At 58.2% G+C, this 26,173-nt stretch carries 21 protein-coding genes; 19 read left to right on the forward strand and 2 right to left on the reverse strand.

Going from position 1 to position 26,173, the window contains the following annotated elements; genetic code table 11:
* Nucleotides 1-1,029, forward strand: coding sequence for a transcription antitermination factor NusB (gene nusB / locus HMPREF3044_RS00540; protein ID WP_005389918.1), 1,029 nt, complete (start codon nt 1-3; stop codon nt 1,027-1,029).
* Nucleotides 1,030-1,273: 244 nt separating this feature from the next.
* The gene (locus tag HMPREF3044_RS00545) at nt 1,274-2,125 is read left to right on the forward strand and encodes a PPK2 family polyphosphate kinase (protein ID WP_070738919.1); all 852 of its coding nucleotides are present in this window, start codon (nt 1,274-1,276) and stop codon (nt 2,123-2,125) included.
* A 180-nt stretch (nt 2,126-2,305) separates the two neighbouring features.
* On the opposite strand, the gene HMPREF3044_RS00550 is transcribed toward HMPREF3044_RS00545, so the two are convergent.
* Complete coding sequence (locus HMPREF3044_RS00550) at nt 2,306-2,806, reverse strand: hypothetical protein (protein ID WP_005394072.1); 501 nt, start codon at nt 2,804-2,806, stop codon at nt 2,306-2,308.
* Nucleotides 2,807-3,083: 277 nt separating this feature from the next.
* Nucleotides 3,084-3,527, reverse strand: coding sequence for a YbjN domain-containing protein (locus HMPREF3044_RS00555; protein WP_070738920.1), 444 nt, complete (start codon nt 3,525-3,527; stop codon nt 3,084-3,086).
* A 226-nt stretch (nt 3,528-3,753) separates the two neighbouring features.
* Here HMPREF3044_RS00555 and pyrR point away from each other — a divergent pair, with 226 nt between their 5' ends.
* The 17 genes from pyrR to HMPREF3044_RS00640 all read left to right on the forward strand — a co-directional run bounded on the left by pyrR (nt 3,754) and on the right by HMPREF3044_RS00640 (nt 26,173).
* Nucleotides 3,754-4,371, forward strand: coding sequence for a bifunctional pyr operon transcriptional regulator/uracil phosphoribosyltransferase PyrR (pyrR, locus tag HMPREF3044_RS00560; RefSeq protein ID WP_005389924.1), 618 nt, complete (start codon nt 3,754-3,756; stop codon nt 4,369-4,371).
* 19 nt (nt 4,372-4,390) lie between these two features.
* Nucleotides 4,391-5,704, forward strand: coding sequence for a dihydroorotase (locus HMPREF3044_RS00565; RefSeq protein WP_070738921.1), 1,314 nt, complete (start codon nt 4,391-4,393; stop codon nt 5,702-5,704).
* On the forward strand, nt 5,705-6,964 hold the full coding sequence (carA, locus tag HMPREF3044_RS00570) for a glutamine-hydrolyzing carbamoyl-phosphate synthase small subunit (RefSeq protein WP_070738922.1): 1,260 nt from the start codon (nt 5,705-5,707) through the stop codon (nt 6,962-6,964). It begins immediately after the preceding gene.
* 2 nt (nt 6,965-6,966) lie between these two features.
* On the forward strand, nt 6,967-10,341 hold the full coding sequence (gene carB / locus HMPREF3044_RS00575) for a carbamoyl-phosphate synthase large subunit (RefSeq protein WP_005394065.1): 3,375 nt from the start codon (nt 6,967-6,969) through the stop codon (nt 10,339-10,341).
* A gap of 796 nt (nt 10,342-11,137) precedes the next feature.
* Nucleotides 11,138-11,965: an orotidine-5'-phosphate decarboxylase gene (gene pyrF / locus HMPREF3044_RS00580; RefSeq protein ID WP_005389928.1), complete on the forward strand. Its 828-nt coding sequence runs from the start codon at nt 11,138-11,140 to the stop codon at nt 11,963-11,965.
* 261 nt (nt 11,966-12,226) lie between these two features.
* Nucleotides 12,227-12,550 carry an integration host factor, actinobacterial type gene (gene mihF / locus HMPREF3044_RS00585; protein WP_034989000.1) on the forward strand — a complete coding sequence of 108 codons (324 nt, stop codon included), beginning with the start codon at nt 12,227-12,229 and terminating at the stop codon, nt 12,548-12,550.
* A 9-nt stretch (nt 12,551-12,559) separates the two neighbouring features.
* Entirely contained in the window at nt 12,560-13,135 is a 576-nt protein-coding gene (gene gmk, locus HMPREF3044_RS00590) for a guanylate kinase (protein ID WP_005389930.1), read from the forward strand.
* A gap of 156 nt (nt 13,136-13,291) precedes the next feature.
* Nucleotides 13,292-13,570, forward strand: coding sequence for a DNA-directed RNA polymerase subunit omega (rpoZ, locus tag HMPREF3044_RS00595; protein WP_034988997.1), 279 nt, complete (start codon nt 13,292-13,294; stop codon nt 13,568-13,570).
* Between the two features lie 740 nt (nt 13,571-14,310).
* A complete protein-coding gene (gene coaBC, locus HMPREF3044_RS00600) occupies nt 14,311-15,615 on the forward strand; it encodes a bifunctional phosphopantothenoylcysteine decarboxylase/phosphopantothenate--cysteine ligase CoaBC (RefSeq protein WP_070738923.1) in 1,305 nt (434 codons plus the stop codon).
* Between the two features lie 412 nt (nt 15,616-16,027).
* Nucleotides 16,028-17,233: a methionine adenosyltransferase gene (gene metK, locus HMPREF3044_RS00605; protein ID WP_005394060.1), complete on the forward strand. Its 1,206-nt coding sequence runs from the start codon at nt 16,028-16,030 to the stop codon at nt 17,231-17,233.
* 6 nt (nt 17,234-17,239) lie between these two features.
* Nucleotides 17,240-19,909 (forward strand): primosomal protein N', encoded by a 2,670-nt coding sequence (locus HMPREF3044_RS00610; protein WP_070738924.1) that lies wholly within the window; start codon nt 17,240-17,242, stop codon nt 19,907-19,909.
* 251 nt (nt 19,910-20,160) lie between these two features.
* Nucleotides 20,161-20,694: a peptide deformylase gene (gene def / locus HMPREF3044_RS00615; protein ID WP_005389936.1), complete on the forward strand. Its 534-nt coding sequence runs from the start codon at nt 20,161-20,163 to the stop codon at nt 20,692-20,694.
* Nucleotides 20,695-20,753: 59 nt separating this feature from the next.
* On the forward strand, nt 20,754-21,716 hold the full coding sequence (gene fmt / locus HMPREF3044_RS00620; protein WP_005394057.1) for a methionyl-tRNA formyltransferase: 963 nt from the start codon (nt 20,754-20,756) through the stop codon (nt 21,714-21,716).
* Between the two features lie 15 nt (nt 21,717-21,731).
* Nucleotides 21,732-23,594: an RsmB/NOP family class I SAM-dependent RNA methyltransferase gene (locus HMPREF3044_RS00625; RefSeq protein ID WP_070738925.1), complete on the forward strand. Its 1,863-nt coding sequence runs from the start codon at nt 21,732-21,734 to the stop codon at nt 23,592-23,594.
* A gap of 232 nt (nt 23,595-23,826) precedes the next feature.
* On the forward strand, nt 23,827-24,492 hold the full coding sequence (rpe, locus tag HMPREF3044_RS00630; RefSeq protein WP_034989055.1) for a ribulose-phosphate 3-epimerase: 666 nt from the start codon (nt 23,827-23,829) through the stop codon (nt 24,490-24,492).
* 77 nt (nt 24,493-24,569) lie between these two features.
* On the forward strand, nt 24,570-25,544 hold the full coding sequence (ribD, locus tag HMPREF3044_RS00635) for a bifunctional diaminohydroxyphosphoribosylaminopyrimidine deaminase/5-amino-6-(5-phosphoribosylamino)uracil reductase RibD (RefSeq protein ID WP_070738926.1): 975 nt from the start codon (nt 24,570-24,572) through the stop codon (nt 25,542-25,544).
* Nucleotides 25,526-26,173: a riboflavin synthase gene (locus HMPREF3044_RS00640; protein ID WP_070738927.1), complete on the forward strand. Its 648-nt coding sequence runs from the start codon at nt 25,526-25,528 to the stop codon at nt 26,171-26,173. The genes ribD and HMPREF3044_RS00640 overlap by 19 nt, the downstream gene beginning before the upstream one ends.

The raw sequence follows: 26,173 nt of genomic DNA on the forward strand, positions 1-26,173 counted from the left end.
TTGAGCGAAAACAATACCCACTCTAAGCATGGCGCCCGCTACAAAGCGCGGCGTCATGCTGCAGAAATCCTGTTTGAAGCCGAAGCGCGTGACATCGATCCGGTTGAAGTAACTCGCACCCGCGAGGAGCTTTCTCACGGACCAGAACCTGTTACCGCTCCTGTGCGTCCCTACACTAGGGAGATCATTGAGGGGGTTGCCGTCAACCTAGACCTCATTGATTTCGCTATTGAGCGGGAGCTGGCTGATACGGATTGGACATTTGACCGCCTTCCCGGCGTCGACCGCGCGGTGCTGCGCGTAGCCACATGGGAGCTGCTGTTCAATGCCTCGAACGTTCCACAGAAGACCGCAGTCACCCAGGCCGTGGAACTCGTGAGCCAACTGTCGACCGACGATTCGCCTGCCTACGTGAATGCCGTTCTTGACGCAATGTGGAAGAATCCCGAGTCACCGGCCGACGCGCTTGCACGCGTGGAGGCCGAGGAGGAACAAAGGCGCCTGGAAGCCGAACGCGAAGCCGAGGAGCGCCGTGCCGAAGCAGAGCGTCGTGCGGCCGAGAATGCTGCTTTCACCATCGAGGGTTTGGAAGCGGATGCGGATGCGGATACTGTCACGGAAGTGGCGGATGTCGCTCCCGAGGATCCCGTTCCTAGCGACGATGCGGGCGAGGCAGAACCTACTTCGCCACCCGAGATCGGTGTCGTCAGCGGATTCACCCATACCTTCACTTACTCCCAGGAGGACGAGGGTGCAGCTGGTTCCGATTCCCCAGAGGCGGATTCTGATTCCTCAGAGCCTGCCGTTGCGGGGGCTGGTGACAAGGACCGTGCAGCTGCACCGGCTTCGGAGTCACCCTGGTCTGCTGAGACGAGGAGCTCTGCCGGGGACAGCGAGGAGTTGAGCGTCGAAAAGCCTGAACCTATCGCGGACACCGCAGTTGATGAAACCGGTGAGCACACCGCAACCATTGCTGCGGATGCGCCAGAGCCCACTAGCGATGCCGAAGGCTCTGACGAGCAGAAGTAACGCCAGCATCGGCCGGGGCTGCGTCCGTCCCGGATGGCGGGGTACGTTCGACCTGTGTAGGCGATGATGTAAAGAGCCAGGGTATTGTCCCTGGCTTTTTCCACGTCATAACGGTGGTGATTCGGGAAGACGATTCAGCTCGCAATGCGCTCCCTGCCGGGGTGGGTGTAGGATTTCGCGCACCTATTTCTCCGGATAAGGTCTTTCCAAACGCATAAGACCGTGCACTGGTAGCTTTTAGGTTATGGCTAAATTCTCCACTGATGACGCTCTTGATCTTGCTGTCGGCCCCCACTTCCGGTTAGAGGATGTGAAACCCGATTCCACACCCCACTTCGATTGGGACGAGGACGACTGGGAGGAATATTTTCACAAGCACGACGATGAGCTGAGAGATCTGCAGGAAATGCTCTACGCGAACTACCGTGCAGGTGTGGAGGGCACCGGAATTATTCTTCTTGTCCTCCAGGGAATGGATACCTCGGGCAAGGGAGGAATCGTTCGCCATGTCGTGAGCGTCTTCGATCCGAAGGGGGTAACCCTCGCTTCCTTTGGGAAGCCAACTGACGAGGAACTCCAGCATGATTTCCTGTGGCGGGTGGAAAAGGAGCTCCCGAAGCCGGGTTTCGTCGGTGTATTCGACCGCTCCCACTACGAGGACATCCTGATCCAGCGCGTGAACCAGATGGCGCCTGCAGAGGAAATTGAGCGCCGGTATGGGGCGATAGTCGCATGGGAAGCCGACCTGGTGAAAAAAGGTACCCGGATTATCAAGGTGATGCTGCACATTTCGCGTGACTTCCAGGAGGAGAATCTGCTCGAGCGCATAGAGCGAGAAGATAAACACTGGAAATACAATCCCGGAGACATCACGGAGCGCACCAAGTGGGACGACTACATGGAGGCCTACCAGATTGCGCTGACGCGGACCTCGACGGCGACGGCCCCTTGGTACTGTGTTCCGTCGGATAACAAGCCCTACGCCCGGATGGTGGTGAAGTACCTCCTCCTCAACGAGCTGCGGGCGATGAACCTTAGCTGGCCGGAAGCAGACTTTGACCCCGAAGAAGAAAAGGAACGGCTGAAGAATTCCTAGAGGACACACGTCGAAGAAGGCGAACCCCGGCTAGGACCAACATGATTCCGCATGCTAGCGCTGCGGTGAAGGAAAGGCGCACGGCACCTGGACATCAGGTGCCGTGCGCCCTGTGTGTTGGGCTCCGCACATGTTTCCGGCGGCACACGCTGAGTTCTCACGCGTCGCTCGCGGGTGAAGCTAGAGATGGTTGCGGATCTCCGAGGACTCTCTCGCGAGAATTCCATGCGAGGCGATGATGCCGGTGAACGCTGTGTGCAGCTCCTGGGTCAGCTGCTGGTCGGTCAGTCCGGCACCGGTAAGAATCTCATACTCGATTCGGGCGACTGGATCAGTATCGACATCGGCGATAACGGCCTTGATCCCGTAGATGCGGGAGTTAACGGTGTTTGCCGCGAGGTAATCTGCGGTGAAGGTCGCGTCATCCACGTCGTCCCCGGCGGGATTCAACCGCCGATCGGAGCGGACAATCATTGCGGCGGGAGAGAGCTGTACGACAAGAGTGTCGAACCCGTTGAGGTTGACCTTCCACACAGTTGGTTTGTTTTGAGCTTGCTCCGTGGCCGTGGTGGCATCGGTCGAGGATTCGGGGGTGGGGAGCTCGACAGGGGTAAGAGTGACATCGTTTGCAGCTGCGGCACGGACGATGCGGTCGGGGGTGACTTCGGTTGGTTCTATCAATTCACGTTCCTTTGGGGTATGTGGCTGTGTTTTTGGAGTATGTGGTTGTGTCAGCGGAGTGTGTGGTTGTGTTTATGGAGCATGTGGTTGTGCCCGGGCATCAGGATGGGCTAACACGTACTACTTTGCTCTTCGGGACTGACATTTCCCGTTCAGTAAAAATAGAGGAGTTTTTTGCTGCTGTGTTTGTACGTGTCTTATTCGGTACACGTATTGGTGCGACATGCTTCCGGCCATGGTGGAAGGGGGTGCCTTTTCACAAGCCGTGCATTGGAGGTTAGGCGGGGCTTCCGTCCTCATTCCAATTCACGGCCTCCGGGAAGATGCCAGCGAGCCACTGGGCAGCGCTCCCACACTGCTCAACTGTGGTGAGCAACCACGCACCTAGCTGGTTGTGGCTCAGACCGTACGTGGCATCGGTCCCACGTCGCATGAAAATGCTGAGGCGTTCGCCTTGTTTTTCGAAGCTCATCGTCGGGAAAAGCTGAGTCTCGTTAAACGTCGTGCAGGCAGAAAGCAGCTGCGCAGACGCGTCTATAGGCAGCGTGCCTCGCCACACACCCGTCGCGGTAAGTTGGTCGGAAGCAAGAGTGAATTGGATGACGATGTCGCTGAATCCGACGAGGAGGTTGTCGCCACGGGATTCCGAGCGGATTCCGTTTTCCTGCAGGATCGCGGCAGCTCTCTGCGACGTGTAGGGGGTAGGAGTGGTTGAGGTCATGCGTCCATGGTCTCACACATGAGAAGGACTGCGCTTGCTACCCCGAACGTTGCAGCAGGAGACCGGCGCGCGTGGGGGTGGCTCTGGGTTGAATTAAAGGTATGCAGGAGAAGTTATGTAATGCTTTGGGGCACAGCGTGGTAGCATGTGCGGAAGAAAAAGTTCATATATTTACCACTAGACAACCTTTAACGGACCGCACAGAGAGGCGGGGAAGGGGGTCACGATGAGAAACGACGGTAGTACCGCACAGGGATCGGAGTCCACGGAGCTGTTAACCAGCGCCGATGTCTCCCGCACTATCGCACGCATCGCGCACCAAATTATTGAAAAAACTGCGCTCGACTCGGACGCTGCGCGCCCAGTCATTCTTCTTGGTATCCCCTCGGGAGGGGTACCGTTGGCCAATCGTCTGGCCGAACTAATCAAAACGTTCACGGGGGTTTCCGTCCCCGTCGGGGCTCTCGACGTCACGCTGTACCGCGATGATCTTCGCAACAAACCGCACCGCGCCCTCCAGCCCACCACGATTCCTCGCGGTGGTATCGACGGTGCTGTTGTTGTGCTTGTCGACGATGTCCTGTTCTCCGGTCGCACGATCCGTGCGGCACTCGATGCACTGCGCGATATTGGCAGGGCAGAGGAAGTCCAGCTGGCTGTGCTTGTTGATCGAGGTCACCGGCAGCTTCCCATTCGCGCGGATTACGTAGGCAAGAACATCCCGACTTCCCGTAGCGAGGATGTGATCTGCAAGCTGAAGGAACTCGATGACGCGGACAGCGTCGAGCTCATCCGCAGCGAAAATGCCCAAGATTCAACCAGCAACGAAACGAACCGCTCGTAGCGCGAAAGCAGCAATTCACATGGAGAAGAAAAACGTGAATCTCATCATCACAAACGTTCGCCCATACGGCGAAGGTGACCCCACAGACATCACGGTTGAAAACGGGATGATCACCGCAATCGGCAAAGCAGGAAAGAAAGACGGCTTCGATGTTGTCGATGGCAACGGTGGAGTGCTTCTTCCTGGCCTCGTCGATATGCACGTCCACCTGCGTGAGCCCGGACGTGAACACACGGAGACAATCGAAACCGGGTCGCGCGCGGCAGCGCGCGGTGGCTTCACGGCTGTCATGGCCATGGCGAACACCCAACCCGTCGATGACGAACCGATCATCGCCGAATCGATCTACCTCAAAGGACGCGAGTACGGACTCGTCGACGTTCACCCGATCGGCTCCATTACAAAGGGCCTTGAGGGAAAGACACTGACGGAATTTGGGCTCATGAAGAACTCCATGGCCCACGTCACCATGTTCTCCGACGACGGAAAGTGCGTCGCCAATTCCCAGATCATGCGGCGGGCACTTGAGTACGCCGCTGGTACTGATGTTCTCCTCGCACAGCACTGTGAGGACCCGCTGCTCACAGAAGGTGCATGTGCCCACGAAGGCCCTGTTGCCGGGAAACTCGGCTTGCGGGGCTGGCCACGTGCCGCAGAGGAGTCCATCGTTGCTCGCGACATGCTGCTCACCCGTGACTACGGCGGTCGCCTGCACTTGTGCCACTTGTCCACTACGGCCTCTGCGGATCTCGTGAAATGGGGCAAGGAGCAGGGCATCAACGTCACAGCTGAGGTGACCCCACACCATCTTCTGCTCACCGACGATCTGCTCGTCAACTACGACGGGATTTTCAAGGTGAACCCGCCACTGCGGGAAAAACACGATACCGAATCCCTCCGCCATGCCCTTCTAGACGGAACTATCGACGTGGTCGCCACCGACCACGCCCCGCACGCGGCGGAAGATAAATGCGTCGAGTTCCAAAACGCACGCCCAGGCATGCTTGGCTTGGAAACGTCGCTTGCCATTATCGCGGAGATCTTCGTTCGCTCGGGGCTTGCAGACTGGCGGTTTGTGGCCAAAGTGATGAGCGAACGCCCGGCAGAAATCGTCCGGCTGGCGGATCAAGGCCGACCCATCACCGTCGGGGAGCCCGCCAACCTGACAGTTGTCGACCCAGATCGCACGTGGGTCTCGCGCGGAGACAATCTGGCATCGAAGGCCTCCAATAACCCCTACGAGGGCATGGAATTCCATACACGCGTGACACACACGTTCCTGCGTGGCGCGCTTACACACAGCCTGGAAGAAGCGAAGGAAAGCAGCAAGTAAATGGACAACAACAACGCTCGTCAACACACACCGGCGGTTCTCGTTCTCGCCGACGGCCGGACGTTTAGGGGGATCGGTTTCGGTGCGACTGGCCGCGCGCTCGGCGAGGCTGTGTTTACCACAGCAATGACCGGCTACCAGGAAACAATGAGTGATCCGTCGTACCACAAGCAGCTGGTTACCCTCACCGTTCCGATGGTGGGCAACACAGGCTACAACGAGGAGGACTGGGAGTCCCACGGCGATAAGATTTGGGTCGCCGGCCTCATTATCCGCGATCTTGCAGTCAAGCACTCCAACTGGCGCGCTGATGAATCGCTTGAAGACGCGATGGTTAAGCAGGGCATCGTGGGAATCCGAGGGGTGGACACCCGTGCCCTCGTGCGTCACCTCCGCAACCACGGATCCATTGCCGCCGGTATCTTCTCCGGCGACGAGGCGCTACAGGACACGGAGACGCTCGTCTCCATCGTTACCTCTCAGCCGGCAATGGAGGGCGCGGATCTAGCCGCCGAGGCGGGAACCGATGACGTTTACGTCGTCGAGCCGACCGGAACCGTGGCTAGTGGTGCGCATGCTGCACAATCCGTACCTACCGTTGTCGCCTATGACATGGGCATTAAATCCGCTACGCCAAAGAACATGGCCGCCCGCGGTCTCCGTGTCGTCGTCGTCCCCGCCAACACCCCGTTCCAGGACATTGAGCAGTACAAACCGGACGGAGTCTTCGTATCAAACGGCCCCGGCGACCCGGCTACTGCAGACACGATGGTGGGGATCGTCCGCGAGGTTCTAGCTGCAAAGATTCCGTTCTTCGGGATTTGCTTCGGTAACCAGATTCTCGGTCGCGCGCTCGGTCTCGAGACGTACAAGATGAAGTTCGGCCACCGTGGCATCAACGTGCCGGTGAAGAACCTCATCACCGGCAAGATCGATATCACAAGCCAGAACCACGGCTTCGCCCTGAAAGGAACGCCGGACGACACTTTTGAAACTGATTTTGGACCTGCTCGCGTGACCCACGTGTGCCTCAATGACAACACCGTCGAGGGCGTGGCCCTGGAGAATGGCCTGGCATTCTCGGTTCAGTACCACCCAGAATCCGCAGCTGGCCCCAACGATGCGAACCAGCTGTTCGATCAGTTTGTGCAGCTACTGACGGAGGGGCCGGGCAACGGCCCGTACGATCCGCCGGCGGCCTTTACACACAGCGCGTCGAGCCTCATTGAAAAAGATAACGTTAAGAAGGGCGATAAGTAACTATGCCAAAGCGTAAAGATCTACAGCATGTCATGGTCATCGGCTCTGGCCCGATCGTTATCGGTCAAGCCTGTGAGTTTGACTATTCCGGTACCCAGGCCTGCCGCGTGCTGCGGGAGGAAGGCCTGCGCGTGACGCTGGTGAACTCCAACCCCGCCACCATCATGACGGACACGGACTTCGCCGATCACACCTATGTGGAGCCCATCGAGCCGGAGTTCATTGACAAGATTTTCGCCAAGGAGATCGAGCAGGGACACCCCGTGGATGCCGTTCTCGCCACCCTCGGCGGACAGACCGCACTGAACGCGGCGATCCAGCTAGACCGCCAGGGGATTCTCAAGAAATACAACGTGTCCCTCATCGGTGCGGATATTGACGCTATTGAGCGTGGCGAGGATCGCCAGAAGTTCAAGGACATTGTGGAAAAGGTAGGTGGCGAATCCGCCCGTTCCCGCGTGTGCCATAACATGGACGAGGTCCACGAGACGGTAGCCGAGCTTGGCTTGCCCGTCGTCGTTCGCCCCTCATTCACCATGGGCGGTCTGGGGTCAGGACTTGCATTTACCCCAGAAGATCTCGACCGCATCGCCGGCGGTGGCCTCGCTGCATCTCCAGAGGCCAACGTCCTGATCGAGGAGTCCATCCTCGGTTGGAAGGAATACGAGCTGGAGCTCATGCGTGACGGAGCCGATAACGGCGTCGTTATCTGCTCGATCGAAAACGTAGATGCGCTCGGTGTACACACCGGCGACTCCGTCACTGTCGCTCCCGCGCTGACTCTGACGGATAAGGAGTACCAGCGTCTACGTGATCTCGGCCTGGCAATTATTCGCGAGGTGGGCGTCGATACGGGTGGCTGCAATATTCAGTTCGCCATTAACCCCGATGACGGTCGGGTCATCGTTATTGAGATGAACCCCCGTGTGTCACGATCGTCGGCACTGGCATCGAAGGCTACCGGCTTCCCGATTGCCAAGATCGCCGCCATGCTCGCCATTGGCTACAACCTGGACGAGATTACGAACGACATCACGGGCGAGACTCCCGCAGCTTTTGAACCGACTCTGGATTACGTTGTGGTTAAGGCCCCGCGCTTTGCTTTCGAGAAGTTCACCGGCGCGGACGATACCCTCACAACGACAATGAAGTCGGTGGGTGAGGCGATGTCGCTTGGGCGTAACTACATTTCCGCCCTGAATAAGGTCATGCGATCGCTCGAAACGAAGAAGTCAGGTTTCTGGACGGTTCCGGACTCCGCAATTGCTGGCGATGCCTGCACCGACAAGGATGCTGTCCTTGAGCTCACCAAGCGCCCGACCGATGGACGTATGTACCAGATTGAGCTCGCGCTGCGCCTTGGCGCAACGGTAGAGGAGCTGCACGAGGCGAGTGGCATCGACCCGTGGTTCCTCGCAGAGCTGGAGGGCCTAGAGGAATTCCGGACGACGTTGCTTGAAGCACCGACGCTGACGGAGGATCTGCTCCGCCATGCCAAGTACTACGGTCTTTCCGATGCTCAGATCGCCGCACTTCGCCCGGAGATCGCCGGCGAAGATGGCGTGCGCAGGCTCCGCTGGTCGCTTGGTATCCGCCCGGTATACAAGACGGTGGATACGTGTGCTGCGGAGTTCGAGGCTAAGACGCCGTATCACTACTCTTGCTACGAGCTCGACCCGGCCGCCGAATCAGAGGTGTCCAAGCAGGAGGAGAAGCCGAAGGTGCTGATCCTGGGCTCCGGCCCGAACCGCATTGGCCAGGGCATCGAGTTCGATTACTCCTGCGTCCACGCGACCCTCGAGCTATCTCGAGTCGGGTACGAAACCGTCATGGTCAACTGCAACCCCGAGACCGTTTCCACGGACTACGACACCGCCGACAGGCTCTACTTTGAGCCCCTCACGTTCGAAGACGTTATGGAGGTGTACCACGCGGAGAGCGAATCCGGGACCGTAGCAGGTGTCATCGTTCAGCTTGGTGGGCAGACCCCGTTGGGGCTGGCTCAAAGGCTTCGCGACGCTGGTGTACCGGTTGTGGGTACTACTCCGGAAGCCATCAACCTCGCAGAGGATCGTGGCGAGTTCGGTGGTGTCCTCAAGCACGCTCAGCTTCCAGCTCCGGCCTTTGGCACAGCAACGAGCTTTGAGGAAGCCAAGGCCGTTGCAGAAAATATCGGTTACCCCGTGCTCGTCCGCCCCTCCTACGTGCTCGGTGGCCGTGGCATGGAAATCGTTTACGACGAAGACAGTCTGCACGATTACATTTCCCGTGCGACAGAGATCACGAGCGATCACCCGGTTCTCGTGGATCGCTTCCTGGATAACGCCATCGAGATCGATGTTGATGCCCTCTGTGATGGGGAGAACGTCTACGTTGGTGGCGTCATGGAGCACATTGAGGAGGCTGGCGTTCACTCTGGCGACTCCTCTTGTGCGCTGCCACCGATGACGCTCGGCTACGAGGATCTCGCAGCGGTACGCCGCTCGACCGAGGCTCTCGCCCACGGCATTGGCGTGAAGGGGCTGATGAACGTCCAGTACGCGCTCAAGGATGACATCCTCTATGTCATCGAGGCGAACCCGCGCGCATCGCGTACCGTTCCCTTCGTGTCAAAGGCAACGGGTGTTCCGCTGGCCAAGGCAGCAGCACGCATTATGCTTGGTGCCACGATTGAAGAGCTGCAGGGCGAGGGTATGATTCCCACGACCTACGATGGTGCTTCTCTACCACTTGATTCTCCGATCGCTGTGAAGGAAGCCGTCCTTCCGTTCAACCGTTTCCGTGCACCGGATGGAAGCGTCCTGGATACGATCCTCGGTCCGGAGATGAAGTCCACGGGCGAGGTCATGGGACTTGCCGATAGTTTCGGTGCTGCATATGCAAAGGGCGAGCTAGCTGCTGCAGGAAAGCTTCCAACAGAGGGCACGATCTTTGTTTCCGTCGCAAACCGTGATAAGCGCACACTCATCTTCCCGATCCAGGAGCTGGAGGCCATGGGCTTCAAGCTGCTGGCAACATCAGGCACGGCCCAGATGCTGCGCCGTAACGGTGTTGAGTGCGAGGTCGTCTACAAGGTTTCCGAGGTCGCAGAAAAGAACGAGGATGCGGGCAGCGAGGCGCATGAGGGTGCGGAGACGCGCCAGTCCATCACAGACCGCATTTATGCGGGCGATGTCGATCTCATTCTCAATACCCCTGCAGGTTCCTCTGGGGCACGCCACGACGGCTACGAGATCCGCGCCGCTGCGGTGGCGACCAACACGCCCCTCGTGACTACAGTGCAGGGCATCACTGCGGCGGTGCAGGGCATCGAGGCGCTCCGCAAGGGTGGCCTGACCGTCCGTGCGCTGCAAGAGGTCGATCACTCTGTTAGATAGATAACCGCTAAGTAGGAAAACTGGCGTCGCTCCCGCACCTGCTGCGGAGAGCGTAACGGGGCGACATGAGGCGCCGTGAGAGCATGTAGGGGTGCGGGCTCTCGCGGCGTCTCTTTTGGCTTCTGACCTGTGGTTGTGGCCCGGAAGGATCCTTTCTTTTTCGTTTCGCTTCATCTGCGGGGACGTTCGCGCCGACATACGCTCTCTTGCCTGCTGAAAATACCGTGTATCGACGATATCGTGTGCCGGAGGTGCGGCCACTTTGACGGTTGCAGTGGAGGGGGACGTGGTACTCCGTGTGGTGCTTCTCATGCCCTGTTCAAAATCTGGGGGCGAAATGCGCGGGGGAGAAGGCTCGTGAGGGATGGAAGGAAACGACGCACCTGACACCTCGGGCAGATGGGCTAACGAGTAAATAGAGCTGTGGAGCGGGTCATCGTGGTTCGGTATCTCCCGGCCCTGCCCCCAGGATTGTGGGCCTCTTGGGGCGGGATGGTGTGGTTACATTCCGTGCGAAAAATGAGGACGTATTCTCAGTATTATTACGAAGTATTTATGCGATACGGTAGCCAATGCGGCAGCAAATTGAAGCTGGAAAGTTCCCTTTCTTTGTGCTTCCAATACGAGGTGGGGAGGACAACGAAGACGATATAGAAGGGCGGGGATGCGTCGATAGGCGTTAGTCAGCGCGTTAAAGACGGTTGTTTGCGCACTACAGCTGGTATGTATGTAATCTTGATACCAGGTGATTGTGGGATGATACGCAGAGCACCTGTGAGAAGCACATATTTTCTCTATGCGAAAGGATAATTCCATGGTGAGCTTCGGTGCGCGACTACGCGAGGCAGCAAACAAAACAAACCGGTTGTGTGTTGGGATCGATCCGCATCCTTACCTTCTTGAGGAATGGGGAGTGGACATCGATACGTTTTCTGCTCGCTGTGTGGAGGCGTTTGCAGGCCGGGTCGCTATGGTGAAACCACAGGTGGCATTCTATGAGGCCTACGGTTCGCGCGGATATGCGATTCTCGAGAAGACGATCGCTGGCTTGCGTGAGTCGGGAACGCTCGTGCTCGCTGATGCGAAGCGGGGGGATATCGGTTCAACGATGTCTGCGTACGCACGTGCATGGCTGTCGGAGGGGTCACCTCTTGAAGTTGATGCCGTCACGGTGAGTCCTTACTTGGGTGTGGGATCCCTCAGCCCTTCTTTCGACCTAGCAGCGGACAATGGCAAGGGTGTCTTCGTCCTTGCTGCAACGAGCAATCCCGAAGGAAACACTGTTCAGGGATGTATGACCCGGGATAGTGTCACCTTGGCGGAGGATGTCATTTCTCGTGTCAGCGCGTTAAACAGTAAGCACTTCGCAGGGGATGAACTGGGAAGCTTCGGTGTGGTGTACGGCGCAACGGTAACCATGAACGTGAATCTCAGCACATTCAACGGGCCTGTCCTCATGCCTGGAGTGGGGGCACAGGGGGCAACTTCAGACGACGTACATTCTCTCATGCGTGGAAATGTGGGCAATGCGTTTCCGAACATTTCGCGAGCTATTCTCTCGCACGGGCCGAACGTTGCTGACCTGCAAAAAGCTTGTGACGAGGCTGGTAGAGAATTTGCTTAGCGTGGCGTAGCGGGGCGCGTTGGTGGGGCTAATCGTTGACTTCGGCCGTTGTGCCTGTACACTAGCCCCTTGTGCCAGCGAAAAGGTGGTAAGCTTCATTGCAGTTTCGACAGCCATTCGCAGGTCAACCACAGTCGGTTCCGCGCATTGCTGCGAACCTTACGTGGTAGGCTATGGCAAACATGGTTGGTTTATACCTAAAGGGTATAAACTTGCTCATAGAATTACCGAGAGAAACTTTTAGATTTGGAGGAACTCCTCATGGCCCTTCCCAAGTTGACGGATGAACAGCGCAAGGCAGCCCTCGCGAAGGCAGCTGAGGCCCGCAAGGCACGTGCAACGATGAAGGAAAACCTCAAGCGCGGCAAGATCACCCTCAAGGAAGTTTTGGACAAGGCGGGTAGCGATGAGATCGTCGGTAAGACCAAGGTCTCCGCTCTCCTCGAGGCAATGCCGAAGGTAGGCAAGGTCAAGGCTCGCGAGATCATGGAAGAGCTGGAGATTGCTCAGACCCGCCGTCTGCGCGGACTCGGTGACCGTCAGCGTCGCGCCCTCCTCGATCGTTTCGGTTACGGCGAGGAGTAAAACCGGTACATGACTGACCAAAATCGTCAGGGGCGGCTTGTTGTTCTAGCTGGCCCCTCGGCGGTGGGGAAGTCCACCGTAGTCAGTCGGCTCCGTGAAGAAGTTCCCAACCTTTACTTTTCCGTCTCTATGACAACGCGTTCCCCGCGTCCTGGAGAAGTAAATGGTCGGGATTACTTTTTTGTCACACCTGATGAGTTTCAGCAGCACATCGACAACGGTGAAATGCTTGAATGGGCGGATATCCATGGAGGGCTGCAGCGCTCCGGAACCCCCCGGCAGCCTGTTGCTGAAGCAGTTAGCGCCGGTCGACCCGTCCTTGTAGAGGTCGATCTGGCCGGTGCGCGGTCGATCCGGAAGTCTACGCCCGAAGCCGTTCACGTTTTCCTCGCTCCTCCTAGCTGGGAGGAACTGGTAGAAAGGCTTAAAGGGCGTGGCACAGAGACCGACGACGTGGTGAAACGGAGGCTGGAAACGGCTCGGACAGAACTCGCTGCGCAGGATGAATTCGATATTGTGGTGGTGAACAAGGACGTTGATGACGCCGTTGCAGCACTGACCGAGATTCTTCTTGGACAAAAATGATGTGACCGGCAATCTAGATGAAAATGGCCGGTTAACTTGGGTCGCGCCTCGCCATCTACTATAATTGCTGGGAATTGCGACCTTCGCCGACGCGACCGGGTAAGAACTTGTCGGTTGACTGTCGGAGAAAACAAGCTAGAGGAATGTGGAGTACACGTGGTGACTGATAATTCAGAGAACAAGGCGGTTTTCGATCCGCCGACAGGTATTACCGATCCGCCGATTGACGAGCTCTTGGAGAAGGTTTCCTCCAAGTATGCTCTCGCGATTTTTGCGGCAAAGCGTGCCCGTCAGATCAACAGCTACAATCAGCAGACTGGCGATAGCGTTTTCGAGTACGTCGGCCCACTGGTTCCTCCGGAGCCGGGCGAGAAACCACTGTCAATTGCTCTGCGTGAGATTAACCAGGGGCTCCTGGATCACGAGGAAGGTTAAACCTCGTCGCTCAGTTGGATGTCCAGTTGAGCCGGGTTCCATCCCTCATTGAAGCAGCCGCTACGCGTTTATGCGTAGCGGTCTTTTTGCTTTTCCACTCCCGAGGACGGATATCGAAGTGGGGGAACAAAAGCAGGGGGCTGGCTGCACCGTGGACCCGTGCGCCATGTCTAGCTTCTTTAGCCAATTGAGCATATTTCGCGTTTGTGCGCGAGGGCTGACCCAGCGTATTACGGCTGGAGGTATCTCCGTGCGGAGGATTTCCTTCACCTAATGGGACGCAGATGAATGCGCTTTGGGCTCACCGAGCCTTCCGTACTGTCTCACGGCCCCAGAGGCCCCGATCTCACAGCCCCGAGAGCCCCGATTTCTCCAGCTTCGATCTGCTGAGGCTTTTGCACGGTTTGTCGCGGGCGGTAATTCGCAATATCGGTTGCCGGCCTTTTTCGTTGCTCCACACGAGCGACGTTTGGAACCGCCACCACGTGCTCACTCACTTAAAGGCGTGGATATGCAAGTTGGGAACTGAGCCTAGTTCGTCGATCCCGCAAATGGCGACACCCGTGGTTCAGGCAGAAAGACGTTCATTAAGGGTGTCGAGGAAGGATCAGTCTCGCAGCACAGGAGCAAAGAGGACAAAGTAAGGTAGGTAGGAAAGCATGGTGCCATTGCTGCGCCATGGTCCTAGCGTCCTATCAGCATCGAGGTGGTGACGGAACCTCTTCAGAGGATTCCTTTGCATGTTTGGTGCGTTATTGAAAGGTGAGTTCGTGTCAACGTCAGCCGTGCACAGGGACGGGCAGGAATCGCTGCCCACACCCGCAAACATTATTGTCGGGGTTACCGGTGGCATTGCCGCCTACAAGGCATGCCAGGTGATTCGGGACTTCACCAAGATGGGACACAATGTTACAGTAGTTCCCACTCCGAATGCTTTGAACTTCGTAGGTAAAGTCACCTTTGAGGCGCTTAGCGGGAATCCAGTAACGACCTCAGTCTTTGAAGCCGTAGACGAGGTCCGACACGTCTCGTTAGGGCAAAATGCTGATCTGGTTGTCATCGTCCCTGCCACGGCAGATTTTCTTTCTCGGCTTGCGCACGGGCGAGCCGATGATCTTCTCACGGCAACGTGTCTTGTCGCGACGTGCCCAATGGTCGTGGCTCCGGCTATGCACACAGAAATGTGGAGGAATAAAGCTGTTCAGGAGAACGTGTCGCTGCTCCGCGACCACGGAGTGACGGTTCTCGATCCTGCTATCGGGCTTCTGACAGGCCCGGATTCTGGTGCAGGAAGACTTCCGGAGCCGCAGCAGATCGAACAGCTCGCTCTGGCACGGCTTGGCGGTGTGGAATTTCATCGCAACCTGGAGGGGATTCGTGTGCTTATCAGTGCCGGAGGGACAAGGGAGGATCTAGACCCCGTCCGCTACATTGGCAACCGGTCCTCGGGTAAGCAGGGGTTCGCATTAGCCGAGGTTGCGGCGCAACGTGGGGCCAAGGTAACAGTTGTTGCTGCAAGCACAGAAGCCTTGCCCGACCCGCTGACCGCAACGATGGTGCACGTCCGATCGGCGCGGGAACTCAAGGCAGCAATGGAGGAGAATATGTCTCGTTCCGATGTCATCATTATGGCGGCTGCGGTTGCCGATTACAGGCCAGCATCGGAATCTGAAACGAAGATGAAAAAGGGGTCGGAAGCGGAAAGGAATTTGTCGTCGCTTGAGATGACCGAGAACCCGGATATCCTCCGTGGCCTGGTTGAGCAGCGGGATCATCAGATCCTCGTAGGTTTCGCCGCCGAAACTGGCGATTCCACTCACACACCCTTGGAGCACGGTCTAGCGAAGACGAAGCGAAAAGGATGCGACCTGCTTATGTGCAACGAGGTTGGTCGAAACAAGACGTTTGGCTCTTCGTCCAATTCGGGCTGGTTGATTGATAAAGCCGGAGGGTACAAGGAAATTGAAACGGCATCGAAGTACGTTGTCGCCGGGCAGATTCTCGATGCTGTGGCAACACTTGCGCCGCATCATTTGCATGTATAGACCGCTTGGTCTATCTTAGGTAGGTGAAAGTGACCGCTTCCCGTTTGGCTTCTGCTGGATGATCGTGTGTTTTGGTGCGTGTAAAATTTGCAGATGCCTTGCTCCGAATGTGGATGCGGCTCAACGAAATGAAGGTTGTGGTGCACCGAGCTGTGGAGCTGTGGATCCCACCTCGACCGCAAAGGAGCATCTGTGGCACAACTCCGCAGGCTCGTGCCCGCAGTCTGTTTTGTTTCGACCCGCAGGCCGGCACGTCTCTGGGTGAGGAAGAACAGGCGGTGGCATGCGGGTGTACGCTAGTGCCAGCACCGCACATAAAAGTGCTGGATGATCGGCGGAAAAGCCGCAAGAATTGAACATCCGTGAGAGACGGTAAGCCGACCAAGTATTCCAAGGAAGAATCGAGTTTTACGTGAGACTTTTTACTAGTGAGTCTGTCACTGAAGGACATCCAGATAAGATTTGTGATGCCATCTCTGACACTATTCTCGACGCGATGCTGCGCGAGGATCCACACTCGCGCGTCGCCGTTGAGACCGTTGTCACCACCGGGCTTGTCCACGTTGTGGGAGAGGTGCGGACATCGGGTTACGTGGAGATTCCACAGCTCGTACGCGAGAAGCTGAAGGAAATTGGCTTCACGTCCTCCGAGGTCGGCTTCGACGGCACCACCTGTGGTGTGACCGTGGCGATCGGTGAACAGTCAAAGGAAATCGGCGACGGTGTGGATACCTCTCACGAGGCTCGTTCCGGTGCCGTTGAGGACGACTTGGACCAGAGCGGCGCTGGCGATCAGGGGCTCATGTTTGGTTACGCTTCCAATGAGACACCGGAGCTGATGCCCCTTCCCATCGCACTTGCACACCGCCTCGCCCGCCGCCTGACGGAGGTGCGCAAGCAGGGTATCGTGCCCCATCTCCGCCCTGACGGAAAGACGCAGGTTACCTTCGCATATGAGGAGGACGGAGCGACACCGAAGTACCTCGACACGGTCGTTATCTCCACGCAGCATGACCCTGAGATCACACAGGACTGGCTTGCGGAGCAGATGCGGGAGCACGTTATTAAGTCTGTCATCGCAGACATGGGCTTGGACAATCTCATCACCGAGGAGCTCACCGTCCTGATCAACCCCTCCGGGTCCTTCACCGTCGGCGGCCCAATGGGCGACGCGGGACTCACAGGCCGCAAAATCATCGTTGACACCTACGGTGGCATGGCTCGCCACGGTGGTGGTGCGTTCTCCGGCAAGGATCCCTCGAAAGTGGACCGTTCTGGTGCCTACGCAATGCGCTGGGTAGCAAAGAATATCGTGGCTGCTGATCTTGCGGATCGCTGTGAGGTCCAGGTTGCATACGCAATCGGTCGCGCCCACCCGGTGGGGCTGTACGTAGAGACGTTCGGCACCGCTAAGCACGGGCTCACCAATGACCTCATTCAGGGTGCCGTGAGCAAGGTCTTCGATCTACGTCCGGCAGCAATCATCCGCGATCTGGATCTGCTCCGGCCGATTTACGCACAGACGGCTGCGTACGGTCACTTCGGCCGCACGGATATCGATCTGCCCTGGGAACACACCAATAAGGTCGATGATCTCCGCACAGCCCTGCTAACATAGGCAAACATGCCAGTCGCCCGCGTCCCCGCTCCTCACCAGCCGGTGGCGCGGGTTTTGCCGTTGCTGGGGCTGCCACACCTCGACCGTCTTTTTGACTACTATGTGCCCGCCGCTTTTGACGAGCAGGTTCTCATCGGCTGTCGGGTGCGCATCCGGTTCTCTGGCAGGCTTGTCGACGCCCTGGTGTACGCCCGTGCATCATCCAGCGAGCACTCGGGGAAGCTCAGCTATATCGACCGGGTCATCTCCCCGGCACCGGTCCTCACCCCGGCGATCGCTCGTACAGTCGAAATGCTGGCAGACCGCTATGCAGGCATTCGGTCGGATATTCTCCGCGCTGCTATCCCTACTCGGCATGCCGGCGCAGAAAAGGCCGATTTCTCCACCCCCTGGGAGGATTTGGGGACCCCGAGTGAGCCAGATCTGTCGGGGTGGACGAGCTACCGGTTCGGGCCGTCCCTCGTCGACGCGATTATTGCTCGGGTGGGGGAACAGCCACGTCCGCACGTCATAGACACGTGGTTAGAGATTGCGAAACGCCCGGAAACGTCCCCCCCGAGACTCTCCGTGGTGCAAGGAGAAGCCAAAGATGATGGGAGCGCAACCAACAGCGACACTCAAACCAGGTCCCGTCCTGTGCTGCGGTTGGTGCAGGAAGAGCCGGTGGCCACCGACCCCGCCGACGAAGAGTCCGGTAAGTCCGCGAAAAAGAAAAAAGGTAAGCGGCGCGCTCCAGATTCGTGGAAGCAAAAACAACACCCGCCGAGGGTCATTCCTCAACCAGCTGATTCCGGAGAAACACATGCGCAGACAGGAGCTGAGGATACTCATGCCCGCATAGGGGCTAAGGATGGAGAGAGCATTTTTGGGGACCGCGTTACGCCATCGACAGGCACCCCGGTGGATGAAGACGATGTTCTCACCGAACATCCGGAAGCCAATGCCCACGGAGTTCAGTCCTGGGCTGATAAGCGCCCCTCGGTTTCTGCCTCTGTGCCGGACTATTCCGATGAAGAACACGGTGACGCGCCAAGTACCAATGCTCCCAGCAGGGATACGAGCAAGGACGCAGGTGCTCATTCCGAAGGTGGTGTTGGCGCCTGTGCCAATGCCGGTAGCAATGCCAGCACGGCTGATCGTCCAGCAGCCGTTCCACGCGCTGCATGGCAAGTTCTCCCCGGCGAGAAATGGGAAGAGCCCGTGGCAGCGCTGGCGACGAAAGTAGCGATCGATGGTGGTGGTGTTCTCATCGTCGTTCCGGATGCACGCGATGTCGCGCGAATCGACGCGCAGCTGCGTACGAACATCTCGCCGCGGCAATTTGTCACACTGGAGGCTTCACTCGGGCATCAGGCACGTTACAGGCGCTTCCTTTCCATTCTGTCAGGTCAGGCACGTATTGTTGTAGGAACCCGGTCAGCGGCCTATGCGCCCGTTCATAACCTCAGCCTCATCGTGTGCATGTTCGATGGGGATGATTCGCTTGCCGATCCTCGAGCCCCGTACTGCCATGCGCGAGAGATATTGACTACTCGTTCGACGGTGGAAAAGGTACCACTCATCATCGGCGGGTACTCGCGGACAGCGGAAACGCAGCTTTTTGTTTCCTCTGGATGGATGCATTCCCTGGAAGCTCCGCGAGGAGTGATTGAGCAACGTCGCCCGCGCATTGAGGCAGTGGGTGACCAGGCATCGGCCTTCGATCGAAATCCAGTGGCCGTAAACGCACGTATTCCGTCGCTGGCTTTCGCCGCAGCCCGTGAAGCCCTGGGCCGTGAGCTACCCGTGTTGGTTTCTGTGCCACGAGCAGGCTACATTCCCACACTGGCCTGTCAGGATTGCCGTGCCCCTGCCCGGTGCCGGTATTGCAACGGCCCGCTGCGCCTCAAACAGGGTGATAACCAGGCCCCACCGTTTTGTGGGTGGTGTGGAAAACCTGCCGCTAACCACAGGTGCCTGGAATGCGGTTCGCCGAGGTTACGAGCTGTTGTGCGCGGAAGCGACCGGACTGCAGAAGAACTAGGTCGGGCGTTCCGAAACGTGCCAGTAATCAGCTCCTCGAGTGACCACATCATTGACGATGTCGACAGCGGTCCGCGCATCGTTGTCGCCACCCCGGGTGCCGAGCCCCGTGCAGAAGAAGGGTTCGGCGCAGCACTGATTTTGGATACCTGGTCGGTACTGTCGCGTGCTGATCTGCGTGCTCACGAGGAGGCGATCGCTCAGTGGGCCGAGGTAGCAGCACGAGTGCGGCTCGATGGGCGCGTGGTTATCATGGCTGAGCCTTCACTTGCAGTTGTACGTTCTTTTCTTCAATGGAATATGACGGGTGCGGCTGAACGGGAACTAGCCAGTCGTGCGGAGGTTGCTTTTCCCCCGACTGTGCATATGGCGGCCATTGACGGCCCGATGGAGACGATTTCTCAATTTGTCGAGGAGGCCGAACTACCGGAGCAGTCGGAGATCCTCGGTCCGGTTGATTTGCCGGTCGGTATCCGGATGCCGGCGGAATACGATACCGGCGAGTGGGGAATTCCTCAGCGGATCCTCATCCGCAGCCCGCTCGGTCCCCGCTCGGAGCTGGGGAGTGCCTTGCGTCGTGCACGAGCTTTGAATAGCGCGCTAGCGAACCGGACGAGAATGCGCGTTCACGTCGATCCGCTGCACATCGGTTAGTGCTTAGGTCATGCTCAGCAGTTCGTCCTTAGCCTCACATCGATTAGTGCTTTAGACTTGACCAGCGCGAAGACGTAAAATGCCCCAGAGACGCTGCTTTGTGGGTAGTGAAACCGCCGTGAGCCACACGAGAGGATCGCTAGAGCCATCCTAGAAACATGCTCGAGGCTTGCTCGAGACATACTCGAGATAGAGTAACGGACCTGTGGTGTGCGATAGAAAGCAAAAGAGAAAGGGAAGACTGGAACGATATGATCAGGAAACTGCGCTTAATGGGAGACCCTGTTCTCGTATCTGAAGCTGAGCCCGTCGATGAGGTAACCGCCTCCACCAAGACACTGGTGTCCGACATGCTTGAGACGATGGACAGCGCTGGTGGCGTAGGTCTTGCCGCAAATCAGGTTGGTGTCCTCCAGCGAGTGTTTGTGTACGACTGCCCGGTAGACGACTCAGATCCCAACCCTGATCGGGAGTACAAGCGTGGTGCCATCATCAACCCGGTTTGGGAACCAGTCGGTGAAGAAATGCAACTCGGGCAAGAGGGGTGCCTTTCCATTCCTGACGTATACGCGGATACCGAGCGTTATATGAACGTGCATGTCACAGGGTTGGATGAAAATGGTGACAACGTTGACTTCGAAGCCACGGGGCTTCTGGCTCGATGCATTCAGCACGAGACCGATCACCTTGACGGTGTTCTTTTTATCAAGCGCCTGACTAAAGAGCGCCGTAAGGAAGCCATGAAAGAGATCCGTAACTCCGAGTGGTTCTTGAGCAATAATTAACAGGACAGCGCCCCGCAGGTGACCCCCGTTGCACACATCATGGAAAGAGAAATAAGTAAATGAGGATCCTTTTTGCTGGCACTCCGGAACCGGCTGTCGCAACGCTGGAAAGGCTGATAGCTTCAGACCACGAGGTGATCGGAGTGGTCACGCGACCCGACGCACGGCGCGGGCGCGGACGGACTCTGCATCCTTCTCCCGTGGCGGAATGTGCAGACAAACACGGCCTGCCGGTGTACAAACCTGAAACCCTGCGGGGTAATAAGAGTTTTGTTACTTTGCTCAAGGAGCTCGCCCCTGACTGTGTCCCGGTCATCGCCTACGGCAATCTCATTCCCGAAGAGCTGTTGGACATCCCGGAACACGGATTCGTCAACGTTCACTACTCCCTGTTACCCCGTTGGCGTGGAGCAGCACCCGTGCAGGCAGCAGTCGCCGCAGGAGACGACCAGACGGGAGCTACAATCTTCCGCATCGATGCCGGCCTGGACACTGGCCCCGTCCTGTCCACTGTCACAACCGCCATCACAGCCGATGACACGGCCGATGACCTGCTGACTCGACTTGCCTACGAAGGTGCGGATCTCTTGGTTCAAACACTGACGGACCTGGAGCAGGGCGCGGTTGTTCCCGTTCCCCAGGAAGGCGAAGCAACGTACGCCCACAAGCTCGATAAAGATACCGCCCGCATAGACTGGGAAGAGTCAGCGGATGTAATCGACCGCAGGATCAGGGCGTTCACACCTGCACCCGGTGCATGGACGCAGTGGGACGGCGCGAAAGTAAAACTCGGCCCGGTTTCACCGCTGCCGTGTACGCAAGCCCCAACATCATCCTTGCCGCCTTCATCGCAGGTCAGCCTCTCACCAGGGGAGGTTCGAATTGAGAAGAACAATGTGTTTGTCGGTACAGGTTCCGTTGCAGTGGCACTGTCTACTGTGCAGGCTCCGGGGAAGAAGATGATGGATGCTCCATCGTGGGGCCGGGGAGTTCAACAACAAGACGGAATCGTGTGGAAGTAGGACGGAGCGCAAGCGATGAGTGGTGGATTTAGGTCTCGCAGTAAGAAGGCATCGACGGCGAGCACGGGTTCCAAGCGGGAGCCCCGTAGCGAAGCAAACAGGGGTGCTGATGGCCAGCATCCCGAGCAGCGTGGACGTATCAGTGTCGGCGGCAAGCGTCATGCCGGAAATCGGGATGATGCGCAGGCGCAGGAGCAGAAGGGGCCTGCAGGCGAAAAGAACGGTGGCGGAGGAAATCGTGGCCGGATCAACCAGCGGGACAACAACCGAAGTGACCACAGAGGTGGCGGACGCAACGGCCGGAGAGGCGGAGGTAGAAATGACCGTCCGCGTGGCGGTAACGACCGGCGACGCGGCGAGCGGAATGATAGGCGAGGCGGCGGCCGGTCACGTGGCCAGGACGCATCATTCGAGGTACCCGACGTTGACACCCCACGCCTGATTACGCTCTCGGCTCTCGGTGCGGTGTTTAACGACGGTGCCTACGGAAACATCGCCTTGCCGCGGGAAATTACGGAGGCCGGGTTGAGTGGCAGAGATGCCGCTTTTGCTACCGAGATTGGCTACGGCACCATGCGGATGGTCGGTGTCCTAGACGAGATCATCGGCAGCTGCTCCAGTCGTCCCATGAGCGAGCTTGATCCCATCGTTCTCAACGCACTGCGCATGGGTATCTACCAACTCCTGTACACCCGGGTCGAGGATCACGCTGCTGTGGATACGTCCGTTCGACTCGTGCCCCAGAGGGTAAAAGGGTTTGTCAATGCGATCCTGCGGGCGGTGCAAAAGAAGCCCCTTGAGCAGTGGATCGAAGAACTGGCACCGGAGGGGAAACTGGCTCAGCTGGCGTTCCGTACCGGTCACCCGGAATGGATCGCGCGTAGTTATCTAGCAACGCTATCCGCTCCTAGCGGTGCCGTCCCATCCGCAAATGGGGTGGGTACTGAGTCATCTGCAGATGGGGCGCGTGCTGATGCCTCCGCTGCCCGCTCCGACCCCTCTACTGATCCTTCCGCTGAACCCTCTACTGGTTCTTCCACCATTCTTTTCGACGAACTCGCAAAGGCCTTGGAAGCAGATTCCACGCGGCCAATCGTTCACCTGGCGGCGAAGCCGGGGGAGATTTCCGCTGACGAACTGGCGTTGATTACAGGAGGCGAGGAAGGGGCCTACTCGCCGTACGCGGTTTACCTCGAAGGCGGCAACCCCGCAGACATCGAACCTGTCCAGGAAAAGCTCGCATTTATCCAGGATGAGGGATCGCAACTCATCGGCGCGGCGCTCGTGCGCGTCGATGTAGACAACGATGCTGGCCGGTGGCTCGACCTGTGCGCGGGTCCCGGTGGCAAGGCGACGATGATCGGTTCTCTCGCTGCGATTGATGGGGCCACGGTGACCGCCGTAGAGATTGCACCGCACCGTGGTGATCTCATCCGGAAGGCGACGGAGGGCTTGCCCGTCACCGTCGTGGTTGGTGACGGCCGAACTGTTGACGTCGGCTCCAGCTTTGATCGAGTGCTCGTCGATGCTCCCTGTTCCGGGTTGGGTTCCCTGCGTCGTCGCCAGGAATCGCGCTGGACGAAGGACGAGAGCGACATCGAGGAGCTCACCGCGCTCCAGTACGAACTCCTGGAGGCCGGAGTGTCTCGGTGCAAGCCAGGAGGCGTTGTGGTGTACTCCACGTGCTCACCCGATCTGCGCGAGACGCGCGAGATCGTTGACAAGGCCCTGGTCACTCTTCCCGTAGAGGAACTAGACGCACATCCGCTCGTTGCCCCGATGGACAACGTGGGACGCGAGAAATCTGTGCAGATGTGGACGTATCGCCATGGCACGGATTCGATGTTCTTTGCCGTGCTGCGCAAGAAAGCCGAATAGGTAGCTAGAATAAAACGAACCTAAAGGCCAGATCGGGCCGATCTGCCTGATGGGGCCGATCTGCTCGATGTGCAACATGGAGCAGGTTGGTTCGTGGGAGGGGCGCTCGCAACAGGAGCGCTCCTTTCGTTTTGGGACGGCGAAGGACTCCGTACCCCGGATACCCCGCAACTGGGGAGATGGGTTCTGGTACTTAGCCACCGGAATCTGCAACGTGGCTAGTATTGGTGGCATGACACTACCTACTCGTCCCATTATTGCCCCGTCGATTCTGGCTGCGAACTACGCAGCTCTGGGAGAAGATATCGCCAAGGTCGATAACGCCGGCTGGATCCACGTCGATATCATGGATGGACACTTCGTCCCCAACCTTTCCTTCGGTGCCGATGTGACGAAGGCCGTCAACGAGGTGACCGACCAAATTCTTGACGTTCACCTCATGATCGAGGAGCCAGAAAAGTGGGTCGACAACTATATCGAAGCCGGTGCGGATTGCGTCATCTTCCACGTCGAGGCTACCGATGACCCGCGCCCACTTCTCGTTGCTCTACGCGAGAAAGGTGTCCGCGCCGGATTCTCTGTTAAACCCGGTACCCCCATCGAGGATTACCTCGACCTTGTTGATATCGCCGACCTCGTGCTCGTGATGAGTGTCGAGCCCGGCTTCGGCGGGCAAAAGTTCATGCCCGACATGCTCGACAAGGTGCGCACACTCCGTGAGTACATCGACAAGAAGGGGCTGAGGACCCTGATCGAAATCGACGGGGGTGTAGGAGAGGGCACGATCACGAAGGCTGCCGAGGCTGGCTGCGATGCTTTCGTGGCTGGTTCCGCGGTGTTCGGGAAGGATGATCCCCACGCAGCCGTCGACAAGCTGAAGGAGCTTGCAACCCTGTGACCGCGAGAGGACCACTAACCTCGATACCCGGGGGAGATCCCCCCACACCACGGATCCCCGAACACCATCGCCTGGGAGTGGACGCAGCCATCACAGCAGGTGAGGAGGCAGTTGGACGAGCGCGTCCAAACCCCGCTGTTGGGTGCGCGCTTGTCAAAAATGGCAGAGTCATCGCCACCGGCTCCACCCAGCGCGTTGGCGGGCCACACGCAGAAATCATGGCACTGCGAGCTGCCGGTGAGGATGCGCGCGGGGCAACGGCGTACGTTACCCTCGAGCCGTGCAACCACACTGGCCGTACAGGCCCGTGCTCAAACGCACTCGTCGAGGCGGGTATCGCGACGGTGGTATACCTCACCCCAGATACATCGACCCCTGAAGCAGCCGGGGGAGGCGACTACCTCAAAAGCCACGGAGTAGAGGTGGAGTATCTCCCTGTCGCCGTCGGTGCGCTGACTCCGTGGTTGTTTGCACAGCGGAACCACCGACCCATGTTCACCGTGAAAGTTGCTCACACCATCGATGGGTATGCTGCTGCTTTGGACGGAACGAGCCAATGGATCACCGGAGAAACGGCACGCGCCTACGCCCATAGGGATCGATCCAGGCGGGATGCCATCCTCGTGGGTACAGGGACCGCTCTCGCCGATAACCCTTCACTCACAGCCCGTCGGGAGGACGGGAGCCTGTACGAAAACCAGCCGGACAAGATCGTTTTCGGCTCGCGCCCGGTGCCACGGGATTACCACCTCTATGAGACCGGGTTCATTCAAGTGGACACTCTGGAAGAGCTCGTGCAGCTGCCGTACAACGACATCCTCGTGGAGGGTGGTCCTGGCGTGTTGTCCACTTTGTTTACCAACGACCTTGTCGATACCATTCATTCTTACGTTGCGTCGGCGGTACTCGGCGCGGGAATCCCCCTCATCTCCACGGGATGGGGCACCTCCATACAGGACATAAAGCGGTTCAGCCGCACCGACACGATCAATCTTGACGACGATGTCCTCATCGTCCTAGAAAGGCACGGCAGTTGTTTACAGGGCTTGTAGAAGAAGTCGGGCACATCGCCAGGCTCGAAGCCGCCGACGATTCCGTTATTCTCACTGTCAACGCGGACACAGTGCTCGACGGCGTGCACACCGGCGATTCCATCTCCGTCAATGGCGTGTGCTTAACTGTGACCGCATTCACCGACGAGAGCTTTCAAGCAGACGTGATGAAAGAATCGCTCGACCGCTCGAATTTGGGCGCGCTCAGTGAGAGAAGTCCCGTTAACCTCGAGCGCGCTGCTGAACTGGGTTCACGCCTTGGTGGCCACCTTGTTCAGGGACACGTCGATGGCGTTGCCACTCTGCTAGAACGGACGCCAGGAAGCCACTGGGAGGTTTTCCGCTTCACCTTGCCTGCAGCTTTGTCCAGGTACGTGGTGGAAAAGGGATCCATCTGTGTCAATGGCACATCCTTGACCGTTTCGGGAGTTAGCGCGACAGGGACGTTGACCGAGGGGAACACTTCGGACGCGTGGTTCGAGGTGGCACTTATTCCGACGACACTCCGTGACACGAATCTCGGTACGTTGGAACCGGGGGACAGCGTCAACATCGAGGTAGACGTGATTGCGAAGTACGTGGAAAAGATGCTGACACCCGACACGGGTTACGCACGCACGACAGACTAA

The sequence above is a fragment of the Corynebacterium sp. HMSC073D01 genome, from assembly GCF_001815555.1.
Taxonomy (GTDB): domain Bacteria; phylum Actinomycetota; class Actinomycetes; order Mycobacteriales; family Mycobacteriaceae; genus Corynebacterium; species Corynebacterium glucuronolyticum.